The sequence below is a fragment of the Williamsia sp. SKLECPSW1 genome (assembly GCF_054332755.1).
The window spans coordinates 1,780,746-1,799,505 of the sequence record NZ_JBTGLI010000001.1 but is presented as its reverse complement, the minus strand read 5'-3'; the positions used below and the strand labels follow the sequence as shown (position 1 = coordinate 1,799,505).

19 protein-coding genes are annotated in these 18,760 nt (G+C 67.5%); 10 read left to right on the top strand and 9 right to left on the bottom strand.

From position 1 onward, the window contains the following. Positions 1-28 precede the first annotated feature (28 nt). Positions 29-661, top strand: coding sequence for a lipocalin family protein (locus ACXVUM_RS08190; protein WP_458521327.1), 633 nt, complete (start codon positions 29-31; stop codon positions 659-661). Here the strand turns inward: ACXVUM_RS08190 and ACXVUM_RS08185 are convergent. After that, positions 658-1,539: an aldo/keto reductase gene (locus tag ACXVUM_RS08185; RefSeq protein WP_458521326.1), complete on the bottom strand. Its 882-nt coding sequence runs from the start codon at positions 1,537-1,539 to the stop codon at positions 658-660. The two genes, ACXVUM_RS08190 and ACXVUM_RS08185, sit on opposite strands and share 4 nt — an antisense overlap. 89 nt (positions 1,540-1,628) lie before the next feature. Here ACXVUM_RS08185 and ACXVUM_RS08180 point away from each other — a divergent pair, with 89 nt between their 5' ends. After that, the gene (locus tag ACXVUM_RS08180; RefSeq protein ID WP_458521325.1) at positions 1,629-2,198 is read left to right on the top strand and encodes a TetR/AcrR family transcriptional regulator; all 570 of its coding nucleotides are present in this window, start codon (positions 1,629-1,631) and stop codon (positions 2,196-2,198) included. Positions 2,199-2,237: 39 nt separating this feature from the next. On the opposite strand, the gene ACXVUM_RS08175 is transcribed toward ACXVUM_RS08180, so the two are convergent. After that, positions 2,238-2,885, bottom strand: coding sequence for a TetR/AcrR family transcriptional regulator (locus ACXVUM_RS08175; protein ID WP_458521324.1), 648 nt, complete (start codon positions 2,883-2,885; stop codon positions 2,238-2,240). Between the two features lie 52 nt (positions 2,886-2,937). On the opposite strand from ACXVUM_RS08175, the gene ACXVUM_RS08170 reads away from it, so the two are divergent. Together ACXVUM_RS08170 and ACXVUM_RS08165 are read left to right on the top strand one after the other, a co-directional pair. Next, positions 2,938-3,798: an SDR family oxidoreductase gene (locus tag ACXVUM_RS08170; protein ID WP_458521323.1), complete on the top strand. Its 861-nt coding sequence runs from the start codon at positions 2,938-2,940 to the stop codon at positions 3,796-3,798. Between the two features lie 67 nt (positions 3,799-3,865). Further along, positions 3,866-5,650, top strand: coding sequence for a CocE/NonD family hydrolase (locus tag ACXVUM_RS08165; protein WP_458521322.1), 1,785 nt, complete (start codon positions 3,866-3,868; stop codon positions 5,648-5,650). Here the strand turns inward: ACXVUM_RS08165 and ACXVUM_RS08160 are convergent. Continuing rightward, positions 5,625-6,116, bottom strand: a complete 492-nt coding sequence (locus ACXVUM_RS08160) for a MarR family winged helix-turn-helix transcriptional regulator (RefSeq protein WP_458521321.1) — start codon at positions 6,114-6,116, stop codon at positions 5,625-5,627. The genes ACXVUM_RS08165 and ACXVUM_RS08160 overlap by 26 nt on opposite strands. Before the next feature lie 136 nt (positions 6,117-6,252). On the opposite strand from ACXVUM_RS08160, the gene ACXVUM_RS08155 reads away from it, so the two are divergent. Together ACXVUM_RS08155 and ACXVUM_RS08150 are read left to right on the top strand one after the other, a co-directional pair. Continuing rightward, a complete protein-coding gene (locus ACXVUM_RS08155) occupies positions 6,253-7,194 on the top strand; it encodes an NADP-dependent oxidoreductase (protein WP_458521320.1) in 942 nt (313 codons plus the stop codon). A gap of 55 nt (positions 7,195-7,249) precedes the next feature. Then, positions 7,250-7,822 carry a hypothetical protein gene (locus ACXVUM_RS08150; RefSeq protein WP_458521319.1) on the top strand — a complete coding sequence of 191 codons (573 nt, stop codon included), beginning with the start codon at positions 7,250-7,252 and terminating at the stop codon, positions 7,820-7,822. A gap of 602 nt (positions 7,823-8,424) precedes the next feature. On the opposite strand, the gene ACXVUM_RS08145 is transcribed toward ACXVUM_RS08150, so the two are convergent. After that, entirely contained in the window at positions 8,425-9,066 is a 642-nt protein-coding gene (locus tag ACXVUM_RS08145; RefSeq protein WP_458521318.1) for a TetR/AcrR family transcriptional regulator, read from the bottom strand. Between the two features lie 312 nt (positions 9,067-9,378). Between ACXVUM_RS08145 and ACXVUM_RS08140 the strand changes: the two genes are divergently transcribed. The 4 genes from ACXVUM_RS08140 to ACXVUM_RS08125 all read left to right on the top strand — a co-directional run bounded on the left by ACXVUM_RS08140 (position 9,379) and on the right by ACXVUM_RS08125 (position 13,651). Next, positions 9,379-10,410 (top strand): oxygenase MpaB family protein, encoded by a 1,032-nt coding sequence (locus ACXVUM_RS08140; RefSeq protein ID WP_458521317.1) that lies wholly within the window; start codon positions 9,379-9,381, stop codon positions 10,408-10,410. 578 nt (positions 10,411-10,988) lie between these two features. After that, a complete protein-coding gene (locus ACXVUM_RS08135) occupies positions 10,989-11,510 on the top strand; it encodes a PaaI family thioesterase (RefSeq protein WP_458521316.1) in 522 nt (173 codons plus the stop codon). A gap of 43 nt (positions 11,511-11,553) precedes the next feature. Further along, positions 11,554-12,450 carry a metal-dependent hydrolase gene (locus ACXVUM_RS08130; protein ID WP_458522823.1) on the top strand — a complete coding sequence of 299 codons (897 nt, stop codon included), beginning with the start codon at positions 11,554-11,556 and terminating at the stop codon, positions 12,448-12,450. 10 nt (positions 12,451-12,460) lie between these two features. After that, the gene (locus tag ACXVUM_RS08125; protein WP_458521315.1) at positions 12,461-13,651 is read left to right on the top strand and encodes a PucR family transcriptional regulator; all 1,191 of its coding nucleotides are present in this window, start codon (positions 12,461-12,463) and stop codon (positions 13,649-13,651) included. Positions 13,652-13,670: 19 nt separating this feature from the next. On the opposite strand, the gene ACXVUM_RS08120 is transcribed toward ACXVUM_RS08125, so the two are convergent. The 5 genes from ACXVUM_RS08120 to ACXVUM_RS08100 are packed head-to-tail and all read right to left on the bottom strand — an operon-like array spanning position 13,671 to position 18,751. Then, positions 13,671-14,300, bottom strand: coding sequence for a hypothetical protein (locus tag ACXVUM_RS08120; RefSeq protein ID WP_458521314.1), 630 nt, complete (start codon positions 14,298-14,300; stop codon positions 13,671-13,673). 32 nt (positions 14,301-14,332) lie between these two features. Next, a complete protein-coding gene (locus tag ACXVUM_RS08115; RefSeq protein ID WP_458521313.1) occupies positions 14,333-15,436 on the bottom strand; it encodes an MCE family protein in 1,104 nt (367 codons plus the stop codon). A gap of 44 nt (positions 15,437-15,480) precedes the next feature. Further along, complete coding sequence (locus tag ACXVUM_RS08110) at positions 15,481-16,662, bottom strand: MCE family protein (protein WP_458521312.1); 1,182 nt, start codon at positions 16,660-16,662, stop codon at positions 15,481-15,483. Continuing rightward, complete coding sequence (locus tag ACXVUM_RS08105; protein ID WP_458521311.1) at positions 16,659-17,741, bottom strand: MCE family protein; 1,083 nt, start codon at positions 17,739-17,741, stop codon at positions 16,659-16,661. The genes ACXVUM_RS08110 and ACXVUM_RS08105 overlap by 4 nt, the downstream gene beginning before the upstream one ends. After that, positions 17,738-18,751, bottom strand: coding sequence for an MCE family protein (locus tag ACXVUM_RS08100; protein ID WP_458522822.1), 1,014 nt, complete (start codon positions 18,749-18,751; stop codon positions 17,738-17,740). The genes ACXVUM_RS08105 and ACXVUM_RS08100 overlap by 4 nt, the downstream gene beginning before the upstream one ends. Positions 18,752-18,760 lie beyond the last annotated feature (9 nt).

Below are 18,760 nucleotides of genomic sequence, written 5' to 3'. Positions count from 1 at the left end.
CCGTTCTTCGAGTACAGGAGCAATGAGCATGGCGCACTTCACTTCCCCGTCCCGCAGGACAGGTCGACGTCGGTCGGTCGTCGTCACACTGCTGGCCACCGCCGCCGCAGCGATCGCGATGGTCGCGGGGGCGGGTGGTGCGAGCGCAGCACCGCTGCAGCCGATCCCGTCGCTGGACGTCAGCCGGTACCTCGGTGTGTGGAATCAGGTGGCCGCGATCCCGCAGCCGTTCAACCTCGACTGCCTGCGCAACACCCAGGCGCGCTACACGCAGATCGACGCGAACGACATCAAGGTCGAGAACACGTGCACCAAGTTCACCGGTCAGCCCAGCGGGATCACCGGGAACGCTCGTGTCAACGACCCGATCACCAAGGCGCAGCTGCACGTCAGCTTCCCGGGCGTGCCGTTCCAGGGGTCGAAGTCGGGCCCGACGAACTACGTCGTCACCTACATCGCGCCCGACTACTCGTGGGCGCTCGTCGGTGACCCGAACCGCCTGTCGGGGTTCGTCCTGAAGCGTGACAAGCACGTGAGCAGCGCGCAGTGGAAGCAGATCCGCGACGTGATCCGGTCGCGTGGGTACAACGACTGCTTCTTCCTGACCACGCCGATCGACGGTGCCTACCCGAACATCCAACCGCTCTGCACGGTGCGTTAGACCCCTCCGACGGCCTCGAGCCGAGCCATCTGATCGGGACTCAGGACCACCTGCGCCGCAGCCACGTTCGCGCGCAGGTGGTCCGCGTCGGCCGTGCCGGGGATGAGTCTGGTCACCGGCGAGTGCTGCAGCAGCCAGGCCAGGCCCACCTGTGCGGGCGTGTGCCCGGTCTCCGTGGCGACGGCGCGCACCACCGCGTCGTCGACGACCGACGGCATCATGCCGATCGCGCCGCCGAGCGGGAAGAACGGGATCCACGCGATCCCCTCCTCCGCGCAGAGCGTGAGCTGGTCGTCGTCGTCGCGGACGAGCAGGTTGTAGGCGTTCTGCACGCAGACGACACCTGCCGGCACGGCTCGTCGGAGTCCGTCGAGGGTCACGCCGCTCACGCCGATCGCACCGATGACCCCGCGGTCGCGGAGCTCGACCAGGGCGGCGAGCTGGTCGTCGACCCCGACCACCTGGTCGCCGTCGGCGCGAATGCCGTGCCGCGTGTCCAGTCGTCGCAGGTTCACGACGTCGAGGCGGTCCACCCCGAGGCTCTCGAGGTTGCGCTCGACCGACGCGCGCAGGTCCTCCGGTCGTTGTGCAGGTCGGAGCGATCCGTCGGCCGCGCGCTCGGCACCCACCTTCGTCACCACCAGCACGTCGTCGTCACGTCGGATCGCGTCGCGGATGACGGCGTTGACCTCGCCCGCGCCGTAGAAGAACGCGGTGTCGAGGTGATCGGCACCGGCGTCCACGGCGGCGCGGACCAGGGCGGTCGCGCCCTCACGGTCACCGGCGTCCAGCAGATGTTCGAGTCGCATGGTCCCGAACCCGATGCGGGCCCGGGACGAGAAGGGGTTGGTGTGCGGCAGAGCCGACGTGAGGGTCATGGCGACCTCCCGTTCTACGATGGACGAGAAGCGGAGGCACCTCCGCTTTCTGCACCGACCGTAGCAGAAACGGAGGTTCCTCCGCTTTGATGGCCGACCGACCTCTGCGCAAAGACGCCCTCCGCAACCGCGAACGCGTGCTCGACGCCGCCAGGGCCGCCTTCGCCGCCGGCCGTGACACCCCCTCGTTCGACGCCATCGCCCGCGCGGCGGGCGTCGGGGTCGGCACGGTGTACCGGCACTTCCCGACGCGCGAGGCCCTGGTCGAGGCGGTGTATCAGGCGGAACTCGACGATCTCACCGGCGCGGTCGATCAGCTTCTCCGCGATCTGCCGCCCGCGGACGCGTTGCGCGAGTGGATGACCCGCTACGCCCGGTTCTTCACCACGAAACGGTTGATCATCGACACCCTGAAGACCGGCTGGGCGTCGGGGTCGATGACGACGCCCACCACGCGCCGTCGGGTGACGGCGGCGGTCGAGGCCATCGTCGCGGCCGGGGTCGAGGCGGGCACACTCCGCGACGACGTCGAGCCCGACGACATCACCGCGCTGGTGCTCGGCGCGCTCATGGCGACCGGGCCGGACGACGTCGACAAGACCGAGCGGATGCTGTCGCTCGTCGCCGACGGGGTCGTCGTGTCGCGTTCGGGCCGCTGAGTCCGAGCCGACGAGCCGGTCGCCCGCCGCACGCTGCGGTCATGGCCCGACTCCCGGGCCGGTGCCGTCGTGCTCACGAGCCGCGATGAGGTCGCGGACGAGGCGCAGGGGTGTCTCACCGTCGAACGGTCCGTCCGGCGGATGCGGTTCGTTGCTCAGGGCCCAGCGGTCGAGGCAGTGCAGGACGGTCACGGTGAGTTGGATCAGCAACTCGGTCGGGATGTCAGCTCGGACGACTCCCAGGTCGCGCCCCCGGCGAACGGCGCCCGCCAGCCAGTCGGAGACGGAGTCGCGGGTCTGCTGGAGGTGCCGACACCCGTTGTCGAGATCCCGGCCCTGATGGAACATCTCGCCCAGCAGCCGGCTCTCCGGGTGATCGCCCGCCGACCGGCCGAGGCTCGTCAGGAAGTCGGCCATCGCGGGCCAGAACTGCTCTGCGGTGAGACCTGCCAGGTCAGGTGGCGTGACGCCGTGCATCAGGCGTCGGGCGAGCGTCGCGACGACATGCTCGTGAAGGCGACTCTTGTCCGCGAAGTGATGGTAGAAGGAACTCTTCTGCCATCCGGCTTCCGCCAACACCTGGTTGAGCGATGTCCCCTCGTAACCCAGCGCGGCGAAACGGCGTCCTGCGGCCACCACGAGCGCCAGGTCCCGGTCCGGTTCGAGCGGCTTTGCCTTGCGTGCCACCCGACCAGTGTATGAGAATTCGTGTACCGAATGGTCCAGGAAAGGTGCGCAGGTGTCCGAGCTGGTGGTGGTGGCAGGCGCGACGGGATATGTGGGTCGACATCTGGTGGTGGCCCTGTCCGAACGAGGACACCGCGTGCGGGCCGTCGTGCGGTCCCGGTCTCGGGCCGAGGGCCCCGGGGCATTCGGTGCGCCGTCGTTGGCAGGCCACGTCGCCCAGTGGCGTGTCGGCGACATCACCGATCCGGACTTCGTCACCGGCCTGTGCGGTGGCGCGGATCGTGTGGTCTCGGCGCTCGGCGTCACCCGCCAGAAGGCCAGCCCATGGGACGTGGACTACCGGGCGAATCTGCACCTGCTCCAGGACGCGGAGAACACTGCGGTCCGGTCGTTTCTCTACGTCAACGTCATGCACGCCGACGCCGGGCGGTCACTGATCCTGCGGTCGAAGTCCGCCTTCGCGCAGGCGCTGGTCCGATCGTCGGTGGCCCACCAGATCGTCAACCCATCCGGCTACTTCTCCGACGTCGGGGACTTCCTGTCGATGGCTCGATCGGGGTTCATCGTGCTCCCGCCCACCCGCGGCGTTCGGATCGCACCGATCCACGGCGCGGACCTGGCCGGATTCTGTGTCGAGCACCTCGGGGACACGAGCGGCTCCTGGGATGTCGGTGGCCCCGACGTGTTCACCTACCGGGATGTCGCCGAGCTCGCCGCGGCAGCCGTCGGCAAGCCCTGTCGGATGGTCGAGCTGCCGATGGCCGCCGTCAGAGCGTCGGTCTGGCTCGCCAGACGGATCGGCGGTCGCCCCGCGAACGTCGCGGAGTTCTTCGCCGAGGGAGTCACCCTCGACGCGATCGGCGACCGCCACGGCGACCATCACCTGAGCGACCACTTCCGGTCTCTCGTGTGACCCCACTCCGCGCGGGGAGATCCGCGATACGGCAGGGCGACGACCGGCGCTCGGCTACCCTTTGCCGGTGCGAAAGACCTGGGGGATCACCGCGCTCACCGTCGTCCTGCTGGCTCTCGGCCTGGCCGCTCCGGCGGCCGCCGAACCGGCCGGCGGCTATTCGACCGAGCTGCTGCACTTCTCGGTGCGGACCGGACCCGACCGTGCGACGCCGTGCACGATCGTCGGGCAGTTGTACCGCCCGACCGGGGTGTCGTCGTCGCACCGTGCGCCCGCCATCCTCACCACGAACGGGTTCGGTGGGTCCTACCGGACGCAGGCGCCGATCGCGCAGTATCTCGCCACCCAGGGGTACGTCGTTCTCGCCTACTCCGGTCTGGGCTTCGGGGGCAGCACATGTCCCATCACCCTCGACGACCCCGACGTCGACGGTGTCGCGGCCTCCCAGCTGATCGACTACCTCGGCGGCACGAAGGGTGTCGCGTTCACCGACGCCGCCCTGCGACGTCCCGCGCCCGCTCTCGACATCGTCACCCACGACGCCACCGACCACACGGGACGACGCCGCGCCGACGACCCGCGCGTCGGAATGATCGGCGGGTCGTACGGCGGCGGCATCCAGTTCGCCACCGCCGCAGTCGATCCGCGCCTGGACACGATCGTCCCCCAGATCACCTGGAACGACCTCAGCTACTCGCTCGCGCCCAACGCGACGTCGACCTTCGCGGGAGTGAGCACGCGGGTCTCCGGCTCGGCGAAGACGGTCTACGCCCAGGGCCTGTTCGTCGACGGGGTCAGCAACCCGGGCCGATCGGGATACCTCACCGACCCGGCACGCATCACGCCCTGCCCGAACTTCACACCGTCCCAGTGCGCGACGTTCGCCGAGGGCGCCACCGTCGGGCAGTTCAGTCCGGCGAGCGTCGCCCATCTGCGCCACGCATCGGTGGCGACCTACATCGACCGGATCCGCATCCCGGTGCTCCTCGAGCAGGGCCAACGCGACACCCTGTTCGACCTGAACGAAGCCGTCGCGACCTACCAGTCGCTGCGGGCCCGCGGTGTCCCCGTGTCGATGATCTGGCACCAGTGGGGACACAGCGGCGGACCCGCCCCGGGTGAGTACGACAAGAACCATCCCGATCGGACCACGCAGTACGAGGTGGGGCGCACCCTCGACTGGTTCGATCATCACCTCCGCGGTGAGGACGTCGACACCGGTCCCGGCTTTGCCTACTTCCGGAACTGGGTGCCGTACACGGGGATCGCGACGCCGGCGTACGCGAGCGGCTCGTACCCCATCGGCGCTCCGGCCTCCTTCCACCTGTCCGCGGGACGCGGCCTGCTCGACGGGACACTCGCCGCGGCGGGCGCCCCGGTCCGCGCCGGCGCTGCCACCATCTCGACGCCCCTGCTCGGTGCGCCGACGGGAACCGGTCCCCTCGACACCGCACCCGATGCGTCACGGCCGACGCGCGAGGACCCCGGGACCCACGCCCGCTGGGACACCGCACCCCGGACCTCGCCGCTCGACGTCGTCGGGATCCCGACGATGCGTCTGCACCTGCGGGCGGTCGGTCAGCCGCTGGTGTTCGCGAAGGTCTACGACGTCGCACCCGACGGGACGGCCGACCTCATCAACGGACTCGTCGCACCCATCCGGGTCGACGACCCCTCCCGCCCGGTGGCCGTCACGCTGCCGGGACTGGTTCACCGGTTCGACGTCGGACACCGCCTGCGGATCGAGATCACCGGTGGTGACCCGAGTTTCCGCAACGGGCTGCAGGGACAGCCGGTCACCGTGCTCAGCGGTCCCGACACGACACTCACCCTGCCGGTGACGTCCGACTGACCGCGCGTGAGCGGGCCGGTCGGGACCGCATGTGGTCGCGCACGCGGGTCAGGATCGCGCCCAGGGTCGCGACGTCCTCGTCGTCGAGCACGCCGTAGAGCAGGTCACGGACCACGTCGATGTGTCCCGGCAGCACACGCGCGACGCGATCGCGCCCGTCGGCGGTGACCTGCACGATCGTCGACCGCTGGTCGGTCGGGCACGGCGAGCGGGTGATGAGTCCGGCCTTCTCCAGCAGCGCCGCCTGGTGGGTCAACCCGCTGCGGCTGTACACGACCCCGTCCGCGAGGTCGGTCATCGTCATCGGGCCCGGCGCGGCGTCGAGCGTCGCGAGGATCTCGAACTGGACGTAGCTCAGATCGGCATCCGCCCGGAGCTGCTGAGCGACCGCGAACTGCAGCAGTGACGCCGCCTCGGTGAAGGCGAAATAGGTCTGCATCTGCGACGGCGCGAGCGGCTCGGACATGCCGCTCACCCTACTGCTTCGATCTCGAAGCGTTGTGAGGCGAATCACGCCGTTCCTGCTATGTACTTCGATCTCGAAGCGGTCTACCGTTCCTGCTAGTTGCTTCGACATCGAAGCATCAACCGGAGGAGACATCATGAAGGCAATCGCGTACGACCGCCACGGAGACGCCGACGTCCTGCAGTCGACGGAGATCCCGCGCCCGACCGCCGGCCCCGGCGAGGTCGTGATCCGCGTGGCCGGCACCTCGTTCAACCCGGTCGACGCCGGAATCCGTGGCGGCTGGCTGACCGACGTGTTCCCGGTCTCCTTCCCGCACGTCCCCGGCATCGACGTCGCCGGGACGGTCGTCGAGACCGGCCCGGACGTCGTCCGACCGACCGAGGGGGACACGGTTGTCGGGATGCTCCCGATGGACGCCGACGGCGCCACCGCCGAGTTCGTCGTCGCGCCGGCCGACGTCCTCGCCTCGGCGCCCGCGTCGGTGGATCTCGCCGACGCCGCCGCGCTCCCCGTGGTCGGCCTGACCGCCTGGCAGTCCCTGTTCGAGATCGCCTCGCTCACAGCGGGACAGCGGGTCCTGATCAACGGCGCGGGTGGAGCCGTCGGTGACTACGCGGTCCAGCTCGCCCACCGGGCCGGTGCCCGCGTCACGGCGACCTCCTCGGCCCGCAGCGCCGATCGGGTCCGCGCGCACGGGGCCGACGAGGTCATCGGCCACATCGATCTCGGGGCGTCTCCCGTCGAGGTCGTCGGCGCGCCGTTCGACCTGGTGCTCAACCTGGTCGGCACATCCGAGGAGGAGACGGCCGCACTGGTCGGCCTCGTCGCCGACGGTGGCGTGCACGTCGGGACAATGACGGCAGGCGAGCCCGACCCCGCCCGGGGTGTCCGTTCCACCCGGGTCTTCGTCCGCAGTGACGCCACAGATCTCGCCGAACTGGTCCGGCAGGTCGACGCCGGCGAGCTCGTCGTCGAGGTGGGGTCGCGGATCTCGGCCGACGCCCTGGCTTCGGTCCACGCCGACTCCGACGCCGGACGCACCTCTGGCAAGGTCGTGGTCCTGCCGCCGCGCTGAGACGGCAAGTCGGACATGCGGGTTGCCCGTCTGCGAGCCGTACTACTGTCATGCGATGACCACAGGCCCCGCGCGGCGACTCACCGTTCTGCTCATGATCCTCGTCATGCCGATCGCGGTGCTGGCCGGCTGCAAGGCGTCCGACTCCGCCTCTCCCGCCTCGTCCTCGGCGGTCGCGGCGGGCCAGTCGACGTCGAGCAGCGACTGCCCGACCAGCAACACAACGGCGTTCGCGAAGACGAAGTTCGTGGCGCACACCGGTCTCGCGTTCGGTGCCTTCCACCGCTATCTCTACAAGCCGTACAAGGCCGGCACCTTCAGGAAGGGCGCGGACGGGCGCCTCACCGCCTTCGCCAAGGGCGGCCTCGCGGCGCTGTTCATCAAACGCGAGATCCGGCTGGCGAGCGAGGACGTGAAGGCGAACCCGACGCTCTGCCGGACCATCGCGGCCCCGCTCGCCCGCATCGGCGACACCGTCCAGTCCGCGTTCGACAAGGCGAAGTCGGGGGACGCCGGCGGCATCGACGCCGTCGAGTCGGCCATCACGTCGGTGAGCAGCTCGTCGAAGAAGGACGGCGTCGACATCACCGAGAACGACGACCCGGATCTGAGTTCCACCCCGAGCTGACAGCAATCGCCGACCGGCGGGATCACACTGCGCACACCTCCGCTCGCGGTTCGGGCGCGGAAGCACCGTCGGGCTACGAACCCATGGATGCGATCAGTCGGCGTATCCGCGCGACTGCGGTGAACTCAGGCGTCGCGGGTCTCATCGATCGCAGGGCGACCGCGAGTGACGAATCGATCGATCTCGCGACGTCGAATCGAACCGGCCCATCCTCGCCGCCCGACGTGATCTCCGCGTGAGCCTTCATCACTGTGTCGGCCACGGCCTCGTAGACCGCGCCGTGGCCATCCGCATTCTGCGCGGCATGGACGTAGTGCGTCCTGATGAGTTCCCGGAGGAGGTCGACGATCGCTCCGGAGTCAGACGGCGGTTGCTCCTGGTCGGACAACTCGTTCCTCCACGGCGTGTGCACGCTGCGCCGGCCGCGGCGCCTACCACCACGGCGGCACCGCCACGGCGTTCACCGGGGCTCCGGATCATCCCTAATACTACCATCCAGTAGCTTTTGCGGTCGGGCGGACGCAACTCGTCGAGGCCGACGACATTCGTACAGACCCACCGCCACACGCGGACGCCTCGCCGGTCACCCCGTCACGGGAAGGTCACCCGACGAGTCCTGCGACAATCGCGGCGACGGTGCCGGCGAATCGCTCCGGTGGATATTTGCGGGGATGCTCGACCACCAGGGTCGCCGAGCTCTCGAACACCGCCATCAGGGCGTGCGTGAGGATCTCGGCATCGACGTCGGTCGCACTCGAGCGCTTCAGCGTCTCGTCCACGATGCCGGTGAGCCTCCTGACGATCTGACCCCGGATCTTGGCGCGTGTCACGTGGAACTCCTGCGGCATCCCGTACACGTCGAGAAGTACGCACCGCCAACGATCCGGCGCGTCTCGGACGGCCTTCAGGAACTCGAGAAATATCTCGGCGAAGGCCGACCCCCAGTCCGGCAGACCGTCTTTACCCGCACCGGGCGGGAGGATCGACAACAGCTGCGCCATGGCGAGTTCTCGTTCGCGTTCGAGCAGAGCTCCGAGCACCTCGCCCCGGTTCGCATACATCGAGTAGACCACCGGCTTCGTCACCCCGGCCTCCTCGGCGATGGCCGCCATGGTCGCGGATCCATGCCCCCGGCTGACGACGAGACGAAGAGCTGCATCAAGCAACTGCGTACGTCGCACGTCCTCGGGAACGCGGGGGGCGTAAGGGCGACGTCGGCCGGAGACGGGGGTACTTGTCGCCATGTGGCAACTCTACAAGCGAAGCCCCCGCAAACCCATCGAGGCGTGGGGCGCGGCTCCCGATCCGCCTGGACGTCTCGTCTTCGCACGAGAGTTTCAGGCCGGCGTGGCACGCCTCGTCGCCACCCGAGCACCGACGATGCGGCATGTCCCGCCGTGAGGATCACCGACCCAGGACGAACGCCGTTGCGACGCCGATCAACTGCGGAACGGAGCCGCACCCTTCCTATTTACTACGTCGGAGTAGTAATGTGGCGGCACCTTCGACACCCGCCTGTGCGCGCGGGTTGGGCGACACAGCACGAGAGGCAACGCATGACAATTCGCGATCGACGGATCACCACTCACGAGCTTCCGCAGGACTACGGGTTCTTCGGTCCGGACTCGGTCACCTGGAAGGTGTGGAGTCACCCGGCGGGTATGACAGTCGGGTTTCAACGTGCCGTCGTGATCGAGGAACTCGATCCGTTCCTCATCGCCGCAGTGCACGACACGGGCAAGATCTTCACCCGGCCACGAGTTCGTTACGACCACACGCTGCGCTACTTCGCCATCAGCGCGTTCGGGGACGCGCGGACCGCCGTGACCGCCGCCGACGTCCTCGTTCGAATCCACGCGCGCGCTGTGGGGCTCGAGCCCGTGAGCGGCGGCGTCTACAACGCGAACGATCCTGCTCAGCAGTTGTGGATTCATCTCACCGCCTGGCACTCCATCCTCTACGCCTACGAGGTCTACGGTCCGGGCCCACTCACGACCGAGGAGGAGACCGAATACTGGGAACAGTGCGCCATCGCCGCGGAACTGCAGACGTGCGACCCTGCCGACGTACCGAGAACTCGGGAGGGCGTCCGCGAGTACTTCGCCGCGATGCGTCCCAGGCTCGCCGCGAGTTCGGCCGCGCAGCATGCAATGCGTCAGTTGCTCGACGCCGAGGTCATGTTCCCACCGACTCCGCCGTGGATGCGGCCGGGCGCCGCCCTGATCAATCGGGTCCTACGATCAGCGACACTTGCGACGATGCCACGGTGGCAGCGGGAACTGGCCGGGATGACACAACCGCGAGCGATCGACGCGGCCGTCCGTCCGGTGATGAAGATCGCCTTCAGGCTGGTGGCCTCGAATGCACGCGTCGAGCTCAGGCTGCTGAAGTGGATTTCTCCCGGTACCTACCCGATCGTCAAACCCGTCCTCGAGAAGGCTGTTCCGGTCGATCCGAGGACGTGGTCCCCTCAGGACGCGTTCGCGGAGTACGGCGTGACCCCGCCCCCGGAGTCGGCCGCCGCACTTCCGCCACGTCGAGACCTGGCGACCCTCGCTCCTTCCCGACCGATGCCGGTGACCGCATGACGATCAGGCGCAGCGAGGAGAGAAGGCGATGACACTCGGGCTACGCCGGCATCGGCGTCATCGTCGTCAGCGTCGTCTCGCGATCACATCACCCGGGGTCATCGTCATCGATCCTCGTCGCGACGCCACCGCCACACCGACGGAGAGGTGGCGCGACATCGCATCACCGGCGGGCGTGGCGATCGCATCACTCGGAGCAATGCACATCGTGCGGCCACGATGGTTCTCACGACCTGTCGGCCTTGCGTTCCCGACGAATCGTCGGGTGTGGACCACCGTGCTCGGTGCGGCCGAGATGGCCCTCGGAACCGCCGTCTACAACCCCCGGACGAGAGCCGCGGGCTCGCTCGGTTCAGCGGTTCTCGTCGGGGTGATGACGGGGCGCGCAAGCCGACGGCCACGGGCCGGCCACCGAGGGGGTGACGACTCGACGCCGACAGGCGTCGAGGAGACCGCCCCGGTGAGCACCGGGAGCGAGATCGATCGCCCGCAAGTGGCCATGCGGCCGACCAGTTGACGCGATGTCCACGCCGAGTTCGGCTGTTCGTCGCTGGCTGTCCCGGCCGCCACGGTCGCGCTTGCTGATCGGCCTGTACCCACCGCTGCTGGGCGCCGGTATCCGGGTCACACGGATGAGCCCTGACTGGACGAGCGGAGAACTCGTTCTCCGGGTCCACCCCTGGACTGCGAACCTGCATGGCGCCGCCTTCGGTGGCGCGTTGTTCTCGGCGACAGACGTTCTCTACGGAACGATGCTCACCGCACAACTCGGTCACCGATTCCAGGTGTGGACCAGGTCGGCGACGATCGATTTCCTCTCGCCCGGAAAAGGGAAGTTGATGCTGCAGGTCGAGCTCCCGCGTTCCGAGGCCGAATCGATCCGCGAGCGCGTCGAACGCGATCGGTCGAGTGAGGCCGTACATCGCGTCAGCATCGTCGATGCGCACGGTACGACCATCGCGGTGGCACAACACGTCCTCCGGATCCGCCTTGCGGCGACCACCTCGCGCGATCGAGTCTGCACGGAGTCGATGTGCGGCGCCCCGCGGGACACGAATTACTACGCCGTTGACAATTGTTCCCGCGACGCACGACACTGAGGCCGTGGCCGGCGTCAGCCGCCGACCAGATGTGGAGGCTGCCATGCGTGATGTCTCGACTACTTCGCCCCCCAGTGGCCCGGTGCCGATTCGCGCACGTCGGATCACGTTCTCCTATCCGAGCAACGGCGCCGACAGGCACTATGTGAGCGGCGACCTGGTCATGAGCCACGCGGTCTCCATGCTGTCCTCGGTGTTTCCCGAAGGTGAGGACTTCTTCGTTCGTTCGGTTCGACACTACAAGGACCGGATCTCTGATCCTTCACTGCGTGAGGAGTTCTCGGGCTTCGTAGGCCAGGAGGTCACCCACGGCCGAGAGCATCGGAAGATCAACGAGCGGCTACAGGAGATGGGCTACCCGACGCGAAAGTGCGACCGATTCACCAAACGGTCACTGGCGACGATCTACCGTCACGTCCCGCATCGGATCTCACTCGCGATGACAGCCGCGTTCGAGCACTACACGGCCACGCTGGCACATCACCTGCTGACGACCGCGGCTGCCCGCGAGTTGCTGACCTCGGACGAGATCCGAAAGCTGCTCCTGTGGCATGCCTACGAGGAGGTAGAGCACAAGGCCGTCGCGTTCGACGTCTACCGACACACCGGCGGTTCCGAGACAACGCGCATCTGGACGATGCGAGTGATCAACGTCGTCTTCCCGGTCTTCGTGGCGGTATCGACTGTTGCCTCGATGTCACTCGACCGATCCACCTATCGGCCGGTGATTCTGGCGAAGAGTCTGTGGGAACTGCGTTCCAACCCCTGGCTGACCAATGACGTGCTCGCCGAACTCCGCACCTACACGAAGCGTGGCTTCCACCCTGACGACAACCCGACTGCTGAGTTGCTGGAGATGTGGCGGGAGGAACTCTTCGGAGACCGGGGGATCCTCGCAGGCAACCTCACCGCTCAAGCACACCGCCGTCCAGGGAGATGATGATCGGGTCGTGACAGCACCGACGCCGTCGGCGAGCGCGACAGCTCGACGAGAACGGTCGATACGTCTCATGCACCACCGCGCGTACTCCGTCATCGACGCGTTCTCGGCGGAGGTGCCCGCCTACGATGACGTTCCGAGCGCTCTCGTCGAACGTGATGTGGTCCGCGGTATCAGGTTGAACGTCGACCTCTACTTCCATCACCTCGCCAACTCCACGACGCCGACTGCCGACGAGTTCGGGCCGTTGGTCGACCTGGCAGTGCGACGGCATCAGGACGGCGTGCCGCTCGAGGACATTCTCGAGATGTATCAGAGTGGTTCGACGCTGATCTGGGATCAGCTCGCGAAAGAAGTCCTGCCCCAGGACGGGGAGTTGCTGCTCGAAGGAGCGTCGTCGCTCGTCCGCCACCTCGCGATCGTGACCGGTCGGATAGCCGTCGCCTGTACTCCGCGTGCCGACTCGCAAGAGCTGTGGGGAAAAGAAGAGGCGAGACGGGCCGTGGCGGTGGCGTTGCTCACCGGCGTCACACCTGAGCGCGGCGCGCTGGATCGCGTCGGCCCCCTCGCGAGCGCCTACGTCGTGCTCGTCGTCGATCCTGCCGACAGCGCCGACCCCACAGTCCTGCGCGCGATCCACACGCGTACTGCAGCCATCCAGGGTTCCTTCACGGTCGCGGACGCTGCGGGATGGACAGCGCTACTCCCCGTTGCCGACCTCGACGCTGATGAGAAGCGTTGGGTGTTCGCCGACATCTTCCCCGATCTCTCGACGAGATCGGCGCCCGGATTCTTCGCAGGCGCGACGGATCCGGTCGTGGTCGACGCCATTCCCGGTGCCTGGACGGAGGCGCAGACCCTGTGCAGGGCGGCCCGTCTGCAAGGACGCTGGGACGAGCCGTGCACTGCTGACACGGTGCTGTTCGCCTACACGGTCGCGACCGCGCGTGCTGCTCACCCTCATCTCAGACACGTCATCGACACCCTGGCCGTCGACCGGACCGTGCAGGAGACCCTGTGGGTCTATCTCGACAGCGGGTGCAATCAGCTGGCCACCGCCGAGTTGATGCACGTCCACCGCAACACCGTTTCCTACCGACTGAACAGGGTCGCGAAGTTGACCGGCCATGACCCGCAGACCCCGGACGGTAGCTGGGTACTGGGTGCCGCGCGGCTGACGGCCGAACTGTTCGATCGCTGAACCAGAAGGACAACCTGTTTCACGGTGCGGCGCCAGACGGGTTCTGCACGGAACTGGCCAGCCATCGACCGTCGACTTTCTCCATGGCCATCTGCAGGACGTTGACCGCCTCCTGCGGTGTGGTGACGGTCGAGTTCGAGGCGGTCTGCTGAACCACCACGACCAGGTCGACGTGTCGTCGCGCCGCTGATCTCGTTGCCACGTCGAGAACACGTCCAGTGGACTTCACACCGGCCTTCACGAGAGTGTCCTTGAGTCCGTTGCTGGTCCGGCTGAACGTCTCCTTCAATTCGCCCGTCGATCCGGCCATGACCTTCTGGACGTACGAGTCCATCCCCGCAGCGTCATAGCTGACCATGGTGAGAGCGAACGACTTCGCGGCACTTTCGGCCTGCGTCTGCGCCGTCCGCACCTCGTCGTCGTGTACCACCTGCAGGCCGAAGTACGTCGCGAGGCCGCCGGTGATCAGAATCAGCACGACCAGAAGCGCGAGGACCGCTGCCCACCGATGTCGAGTCGGACGACTGCTGTTCACCTCGACCGACTTCTCGTCCTGGTCGACCTCGCCGCAGGTCGGGGTCGATTCCTCGACTTCGTCGCCCACGTCGTCCGATGCCGCTGTGGTGTTCGACGTCTCGCTCGTTGTCATGGTTTCTCCTCGTCGGGCCCAGGTCGTCTGGTTCATGGAGTGGGTCGCGCTCGTTCGGTGCCGGTGACACCTGTCGGCGGTCCGGCGGTGTCGTCGCCGGGCGGGCGTGGCGCGTTCGCGGCGCCACGGACCTGCACGTCGGGCCGATCTGTGACGCAGTACATGTACAGCAGCGGATCCGGTGTACCTGCCAGGGTGGGATCGCGCATCGGGTTGCTGTATTCGCACGTGGGCCGTGGATAGATGTCGGCGGCGACGTTCACCTTCTGGCCGTCGCCGATCAACGCCAGGGAGTTGCCGAGGTCCCGGATGGACGGGAACACGGCTTGCAGTGCCGGTGCCCGTAATTGACCCGCGGTTGCGATTCTCGCGAGATTGCGGAGGAGATCTCCTCCACTGGAACGGTTGTCGTGGATGACGGAGGAGACCGAGTCGATCTCCCCCGGAACGTCGTTCAGAAGTCGCCGGATCTCGCTGTCGGCGGCCGTCAGTTGGTCGGCGACGACACCACCACTGCGGCTGAGGGTCTCCAGGTCAGGGGTGGCTGCGCCGAATGTCGCCAGCACAGTGCGACCGGTTCTGATGAGCTTCGTGGTCTGAGGTAGCGCGGAGTACAGGCCGTCGAAAAGCGTCTGGGCGCTGTCGATGAGCGTCGCGAGCTGGTCCGGCCCCCCGGCCAGTGCTCGGTCCAGTTCGGCGAGTGTGGATTCGAGCTTCGCGGGGTCGATCTGAGCGACGACGTCGGAGACGTGCGACAGCATCGTGGCGAACGGTGTCGGGATGTCGGTCTGCGGGCGGTGGACGATCGAACCGGAGCTCAGGTACGGTCCCTCGTCCGTGCTGGGACGAAAGTCCAGATATTGCTCTCCGGCGGCGGAGAGATCGGCGACAGCAACGTCTGTGGACGACGAGATCCGGATACCGGATCGGATGATCGCGGTGGCGACCACCCCGGTGTCGTCGAGGTCGACTCCGGAGACGTGTCCGACCCGATATCCGTGCAGGGTCACATCGGAACCGGGTTGCAGTCCGCCGGACGCAGTGAGTTCGACGGTGACCGTGTAGGTGTCGGCAGCGGGGTCGATCCGAAGCGCATACATCAGCAGGTAGCTGCTCCCGACGATGAGAGTGACCACCAAGCCGGCGCCCGACAACCCGCGGCGATGTCGGTGTAGCCACGTCACCACGGGAGCCTCGTCGCTGTACCGACACCGGCCGGCGCTGCGTTCTCCTGCCCCGGCCCATCGGCAGGCGCCGAAGTACGCGGGGTCGGGGTCAGACGCCGACCGGTGATCCGTCCGTAGACGCGGGCAAGTGTGTCGGAGAGGCTACCGACGAACGCCTGGGCATCTGTGGCGTCCGGGACCCTGCTGCCCCGATCGTTCAGAACTCCCAACGACAGCCAGGAGATCCGCATGTAGTTTGCCAGGGCGGTCCCGCGAGCGCTGTCGACGACCTCGGGGGTCAGTTCGCTCACCGTACGCAGGGTCGTCTGAAGGCGGTCACCGACCGCGCTCACCGCACCGAAGGCCTTGTCGGCCTCCGATATCAGACTGGACACGTTGTCTCCGGCCTCGCGAAGGATGCGATCGGCCTTGCCGCCGGCACGCTCCAGTCCTGCGAGCAGGTCGATGATCCGTCGGTTGTTCGCGGCGAGTGCACCGACGGCAGGACCGATCGCATCGATGGCGTCACCCAGCTGTCCGCGGCCTGCCGCCAGCGTTCTGGTCAGTGCGTCGGAATTGCGCAGCACCCTGTCGATGGTCGCGGACCGGCTGTTGAGCGTGTGCAGCGTAGATGTGAGCTGGACGATGATCCGTGCGGGATCACCTTGGCGCCCCGCCAGTGCGGCGTCGAGCTCGTTCACGATCCCCTGCAGCTGAGTGAGCGCTCCTCCGTTGATCAACACCGACACCGACGCGAGCAGGTCCTCGACGGTGGCCGCAGCCGAGGTGGATGTGATCGGGATCGTCGATCCGGCAGCGAGGTCCCCGGCGAGCGAGGGGTCGCTGTGCGCGGTGAGCGCGACGTAGACATCCCCGAGGGGCGTTGCCTGACGAAGTTCCGCGGTGGTGTCGCGCGGTAGGTGCACGTCCTGTCGGATGTCCATCGTGACCCGCGCGGTGTAGTCGGATGCCACCACCTCTCGCACCTCACCGATGTCGGTCCCGGTCAGCTTCACCTTCGCCTTGTACGGGAGGTTGAGGGCGTCGGTGAACACCGCCGAGATCGGATAGGTGGCCTCGGAGACTCCGGGGCTCGGCAACGGCAGACTCTCCAGAGTCACCGAGCAGCCGCTCGCGCCGAGGGCGACGACGAACCCCACCGACAACGCGCGCACCGCACGTCGCGCACTCGTCATCGGGTCATCCCCAAGAGCATCGCGGTGACCCCGAAGTCGGGACCGAAGTCCGCGAGTCGGCCGGTGTCACAGCCGCGCGATCGGAGTTGTACCTTTCCGCAGAACTGACTGAGCAGCTCGTTGTCGAGCAACGTCTTGTCGGTCAGGAAGTGCACGCGCAGTACTCTGTTGACCGGATCGATCGCGCGCACGATGTTCTCGTTCATCAGGGGCAGGACATCGATGACCTCGTCGAGTTGGCGCCCGTATCGGTACATCGTCGACGTGGTGTCGCGCAGTTTGCCGAGCGCCCCGGCCAGCCGATCCTTGTTGCGCACGATGAGTGATGTCAACTGCTCAGCGATCTCGTCGACCTCCGCGATCGACTGCGTCAACGAGGGGCCTTGTTCGGCGAGGGTGCGTCCGAGTTCGGCGAGATCGGCGCTGAAGCCTCGGACGGCTGCATCGTTGTCCGCGGCGAGTTCGGTGAGGGTGCTCAACGAGGTCACGAGTCGCTTGATCGACTCGGAGTTGTCGGATCCCACCTTCAGCGCACCGGCGAGATTGTCGAGTGCGGAGCGGATCCGGTCGCCGTTGCCGGCGAGGGTGCGTGCGGACAGATCGATGGCGCGACCGAGCGGCCCCGATCCGTTCGCGTCGGTCGCGAGCGCCGAACTCAGTGTGTCGACGGTCCGGATCACCTCGTCGATCTCCACCGGTGTCCTGGTCTGGGCACGAGGAATCCGGCTCCCGTCGGCGAGCTTCGGCCCCTTCCCCGGGTACGGCGGACTGAGTTCGATGTGACGATCGGTGACGACCGACGCCGACACGACGGCGACGGTGACGTCGGCAGGAATCGCGATGTCGTGATCGACCGTGAAGGTCACCGCGACGCCCCCACCCGTGGGCACCATCGTGGTGACCGAGCCCACCGTCATACCCAGGACTGCGACCGAGTTCCCCTTGTACAGGCCGGCCGCGTCCGCCAGGTCGGCGGTGAAGGTCTGGTCGCTCGTCCCGGGCAGGGACGCGCAGGCGGCGAGCGCCATCAGCGACGTGCACAGCACTGCCAGGGCCGATGTTCTGACCGAGCGTCTCACCGGCATCCACCGACCAACTGCAACGAGCACAACCAGTTGTCGGGGATCAGTCCCCACGGGTAGTAGACGTCGACGTAGTTTCCGTTACCGGTGGCGTTCGCGATCTGCCGAACCGCGGGCGGCAACTGCTCGAACAACCGGGTGAGCCCGGCCTGGTGTTCCGACAGCCCCTGTGCCAGTGATTCCAACTTGGCCACGAGCGGATCCACCTTGCCGATGTTCTCGGTCAGCAGTCCGCCCAGCTGCGTCGCCGCACCCCGGACGGAGGTGAGCAGTCTCTCGACGAGATCGCGTTGCGTCACGAGTTGACCGACGAGTTCACCGCCCGCGGTGACCATGGTGTTCAGCGACGATCGGTTGTCCGCCAACATGGTCGTGACCGTGTCGGCGTTGCGGAGTAGAGAGGCGACCTGCGCTCGCCGAGTGTTGATCACGCCGGACAGGGTCGAGATGGCGTCGATCGCCCCGCCGGCGAGGTCGGGCGCCGTTCGCAGCGCCTCGGTCATCGCGTCCAGGCCGGCCGCGATGCCCGGTCCGTCCACCCTCTCTACGAGAGGCTGTCCGGTCTCGATGGTCTTCTGTAGGTCGTATGGAACAGCAGAGTGGGACAATGGTATTCGATGCACCGGAGGTGACTGTGGTCCCGCGGGTCGCAGATCGACATACCGCGCGCCGAGAAGGGTCGACAGTTTGATGTCGGCGCGGGTTTCTGCGCCGACCGGCACGTCGTGGTGAATCTGCAGGTCGATAACGACGCGGTTTCCTGCAAGACGCATCCGGCCGACCGTGCCGACATCGATTCCCGCGACGCGGACCGGGTCACCCGCTGCGATTCCAGCTGCCTGTGCGAATTCAACGGTGATGTCCCGGCTTCCGACGCCCAGCCGGGGTATCACGGCGGCGGCGAGGAGTATCACCCCGATGACCGTGCCGCTGATGACGCCCGTCCACACGTGCCTGCGGTCGGCATCGGCGAGCACTCGGCGGAGAGTGTCCACCAGGACGGCCATTCTGTTCTC